The organism is Fumia xinanensis (assembly GCF_014384905.1).
GTDB lineage: Bacteria > Bacillota > Clostridia > Oscillospirales > Ruminococcaceae > Fumia > Fumia xinanensis.
Genome location: NZ_JACRSV010000011.1, coordinates 1 through 5,033 on the forward strand (window position 1 = coordinate 1; position 5,033 = coordinate 5,033).

The window sequence follows — 5,033 nt, forward strand, 5'->3', positions numbered from 1 at the left end:
CTTTTTCGTTAACTTTTTCAGACTTGCACTCACGGTACTGCGTTTCGGGAGACGGATCGCGGCTGTCTGCACCACGCTTGCGTGGTGCGCCGCAGAGGTCGTCAGTTCGAGCCTGACAGGAGGAGTGATAAGAAAAGACAGTGTGGATGATTTATCCACACTGTCTTTTCTTTTATCTTATCTCTGCCTCGTTCTGAGAGAGGATGGTAGTGGAGCAGAATGAGAAGAAAGACAGGATTGACGAAGGAAGTTCCTTTTTTAGAAATTAGATTTATATGTTTCGTATTGTGCAGGGTGTTTTTTAAATCTGCATGGCTTGAATTTGTACACTTTTGTGAGTGAATTTACTTATTTTATTGTCTATGAGAATAATTTTAGATATTATTAATAAAATATTGCCTTAAAATAATAATAAATTGCCATTTTAGTTTTGCTAGTAATTTCTTTAATAATAAATTTGATAAAACTTCAGTGCTTAAGTATAAAAAAAACTACAAAGTATAAAAAATACACTTTTCGTAAGTCTGATTTGATTTATAATGTGTTTATAGTATGGTAAGGGATTAATAGTTCCCGAAAAATAATCTATGGGGTATTATAATGAAAAGGAGATTGATTATGTTACACAAACGTTTTAAGAAGTTTGCTTCTTGTCTCTGTGCGCTTTTGGCTTTTACCTGCCTATTGAGCAGTGTGCCCGCAGGTGCTTTGGAAACAGGCATTTATGCAGGAGATATAGAAAGCAATACTGTCAAAGCGACACCGGAAAATATTGCTCTTGGAAAAGGCTATACTACCAATGTACCAGCTGCAGAGGCTTATCCTGACTCTGACAATGAGCTCACTGATGGAATGCGTGCAGAACTATCTGCGAAAGATGCAAACTGGGTTGGTTACAACACCAGCAATCTGGAATTGGTAGTTGATTTAGGAGGAGCAACGTTTTCTGGCGTTTCTGTTGGTTTCCTATATACTGGTGCCGGCGGCGGAGGGATTTATTCTCCGATGTCGGTTAAGGTATCCTACTCTCAGGATGGAGAAACCTGGACTTCTTTTTCTGAGGACAGCGGTCTCAGAGATGGCTTAAATCCAATTTGCGTATACAACTATGAGACCGGTATTAAGGATGCAGTAGAGACACGCTATGTAAAAATCGAAGCAACTATTGAATATTATGAACACTGGTTGTTTGTAGATGAAATAGAAATTTACGGAGAACTCAGCGGACAAATATGCGAAAAACCAGTTATTCAGAAGAATCTAAATGCCTTTGAAAGCATCCAGACCGGAGAGTCCATCACGTTATCGGTGGAAGCTTCTTGTACGGATGGTGGCAATTTAAGTTACGAGTGGTTTAAGGATGGTGTATCTCTATCCTGGGATCAGCCGGAGTATACTATTGATGATGCTACTTTGGCTGATGGCGGTACTTATCGGGTAACTGTTACCAATGCCAAAGATGGTTACTACAGTACCAAAGCGAATAGTGTCAGCTGCCTATTAACTGTAAATGAGCCTGTGGAAGTCGATCCAGACAACTTAGCCGCTGGTAAAAGCTATACCACCAATCCTGCGCCCAGTCCCACCTATTCAGATACCAATCCTGGTACAAAGTTGACGGACAGCCGAATCGGAACACTGAAATACAATGATGATTTCTGGGTGGGGTACAACAACTCCAAATTGGAAGTCGTTCTAGATTTGGGGGCAGTTCAGTCTTTCGGCATGGTAGAAATGAACTTTATTAAGGCGGATGGAACAGGTATTACTATTCCCAAACATGTCAAGGTATCATACTCTAATGATGCTTCTGCGTGGACAGTGCTGTCTGACAAGGATATAGATTTTCAAAGTACTGCTACCGCAGCAATTTATCGTCACCAGTGTCCGGTTTCCACTGCCCCGGGCTTAGTGGACGGACGTTACATAAAAATTGAAGTAAACGGTGGAAACTGGATTTTTATGGATGAAGTCAAAGTGCTTGCAGGTTCCTCCATTGTAACTCCTGGCGACGAAGACCCTATCGAAATAGATTCAAACAATATTGCTTATGGATGCAGCTATACTTCTCCTTGGCCTGCAAATAGCTCCTATCCCGATCGTACCGGAAATATGCTGACAGATGGCAAGCGCGGCCCAGTTTACTTCCGTGCTCCCCAATGGTTTGCATTTCTTACTCATGATGGTACTGACGCAGGCCTCGACGACTTATATGTGACCATTGACTTAGGTTCCATAAAAAGTTTTGAACAGGTGAAGGCCGGCGTTTTGGCTCAGGCTGGCCCTGCAATACGCAATCCCTCCCATATGAAGGTAGAATACTCTTCGGATAACGAAAATTGGACGGTTTTGGCAGATGAGGATACCAATTTCCCCACGGGTGATCGTGTCAACCGTTTTGTCGCCACGGCTTCAGCACCGGTGTCCGGCAGATATGTACGTGTTCATTATGTCGCAACCGGTTGGGTATTTGTAGATGAAATCGAGGTGCTGCAAAAGGCAGATCTGAACGAGGATCCCAATGCAAATCCTGATAACGGCAAAGAAAGTAACTTGATTCGAGGCTATACCAACTTTAGACTTTCCAGAACCCCGGATATCAATACTTCCAGTGTTTTAACTGATGGTCTTTACGCATCTACATTCACCAATATGGATCCTTATTGGGCGGGTTATAAATATTCTGCTTCACAAAATAACCACGTGACGATGGAATTTGATTTGTATTCTCCCGGTTCAATTTCTCAGATTGTGCTCAGTTCAAAGCATGATCCGGCCAGAAAAGTCACAATTCCTCAGAATCTAACCCTTTCGGTAGCGAATGGCCAGGGCCAGTGGATTGAACTAAAGACCTTCTCCAATACTCCGCCATCTTCTGCTTCTACTATAAAAATGACTTGGGATAGCGTGGCAGATGCCTTTGATCCGGTAAAAGAGGGCGCCAAAACACTGTATGTTCAGAAGCTTCGCTTGGAATTCGATATTCCAATGAGCAGCAATACAATTGCAATTGATGAAGTCAAAATTATTGGCGTATATGGAGAGCGTTCCGACGCATCCGAACCGATTTTCCGGGACGAGACCGGTGCTTACAATGTGGCGCTTGGAAAACCTTATACCACTATTCCTGCCACTGTGCCGGCTGCTTCATATGCTGATAATGGGCACAAACTGACCGACGGCCAAGTTGCTACTGGAAACTATGGCGATCCTGCATGGATAGCCTATCATATGAATGCCACTCCTGTGGAACCAGGGGAATATAAAGCTGACGTCCGGTCCAATTATCCTGTTAAATCTTATGTGGTTGATTTGAAGGATATTAAATCCATTAAATCCATCTACTTTAACACATATGTCGATCCTGCTGCAGCGATTGCTGACACTTCTACAACAGTTTATGCGTCTGTGGATGGGCAAACCTGGGTAACGTTGTGCCAGGATGTTTCGGTTAGCGGAAACCTACCTAAGGGAATTGTTCAGTATGGATGGAATGTTCCTTTGGGTAATGAAAAGCTAATTAAAAGGACATACGTCGAGGATGAAATGATTGCAGCACGTTATGTCCGGGTCGATATGGAACTGCCTGGGTGGGGCTTTATTGACGAGATCATTGTACCCGGCTACGATGGGCAGTTAGATGGTGTCCGATTGGCCGACTTCGGCAAAGATGTTGACACAACAAACTATCTGACGCCTGAAGAGGCGGGCGGCGTAAGAGATATGCTCCTCTGTTACAATCAGTGGGGCGGTGGTTTCGATACCGAATCCGGTATGTATTCGGGAACCTATACTCCTGAAAAATTGCGCTATATGCTGACCTATGTCAACGATCAAAACCAAGTGGTCGATACCATGTTCGACACAGTCTTGTTCTTGGCACTCACCACTAGATACGGACGCAATTTTGTTCAGCCCTCGGGAGGAGTAGAACACGCTACTTCCGAAGACTGGTTCTGGTATCTGGATAAAATGTTCGCCACTGGCGGCGATGTGGAAATGCTCAATGCTGCTGCAAGGCAGGCATCCCTTGACCTGGGAGACCCCAATTACAGGGTAAAGATGGTCATCATGTATCCAGATGTACGTAGCACTCATTTTGGTGAACTCGATGGCCGCACAATCGACCCCAGCGTACCAGAAGATAGAGAATATGCCATTGATTGGTGGATTGATGAGGTCTTAGAGCGCTTAGAAACTGTTGAACACGACTATATTGATTTTAATGGCTTTTATTGGCTGAGTGAATCGGCAAAAGGCAATTTAGACATGATTATGTATTTCAATGATGCGGTACATGCCAAAGGGTTCTATTCCTACTGGATTCCCTATTATGCTTCCATAGGATGCCGAAACGGTATTGCTTTGGGCTTTGATGGGGTAACTTATCAACCAAACCATATGTTTAAATCTCCTTATCAAGTTGGCGGTTACGGTGAGCTGGTGAAGAACGGAAACGGATTGTTTGAAAACTTCCACAAACAGTTAAACTACGCCCATATGGGACCGGAAATGGAAATGGACAGCCGTATTTACAATGATCACTTTGACGAATACAATAAATGGCTTGATTATCTCAATGCCGCGGAAAAATACGGGTATGATGGTCCCAATGTCCATCGTGCCTGGTATTATGCGGATCCGATGATTGCATGTGCTACATCTGGAGAACCTGTTATTCGAAATGCATACAATTATTCTTACCAGCTGATGAAGGGGACCTATACTCAAAAGGATTATATTACAGCAAGCGACTTCCCAAATGATCCTGCTATTGGTAAATTCATGGATAATGGTGGATTTGATAATAGCGGTTCCGTTGGCGGATCTACAGGCGGCGGCTCTGGTTCCGGTGGAGGCGGAAGCGTTACCCCGAAACCCGATGATAAACCGGATCCCGAAACTCCTCCCACTGGCGATGACAAATACACCTGGGAAGAGACGGAAGACGGCTACAAGCTCAAAGACGCTGACGGCGAGTACGTTACCGGTTTCGCCAAGGTAGACGGCAAGACCTACTATCTGAATGAAGA

2 protein-coding genes are annotated in these 5,033 nt (G+C 43.9%); both read left to right on the forward strand.

The genetic code is table 11. The annotated features are described in order from the left end of the window. Nucleotides 1-223: hypothetical protein (locus H8710_RS13275; RefSeq protein WP_249296325.1), on the forward strand; the 223-nt coding region annotated here is incomplete at its 5' end. A gap of 395 nt (nucleotides 224-618) precedes the next feature. Continuing rightward, nucleotides 619-5,033 (forward strand): DUF4855 domain-containing protein (locus H8710_RS13280; protein ID WP_249296327.1); only part of this gene is annotated, 4,415 nt, incomplete at its 3' end.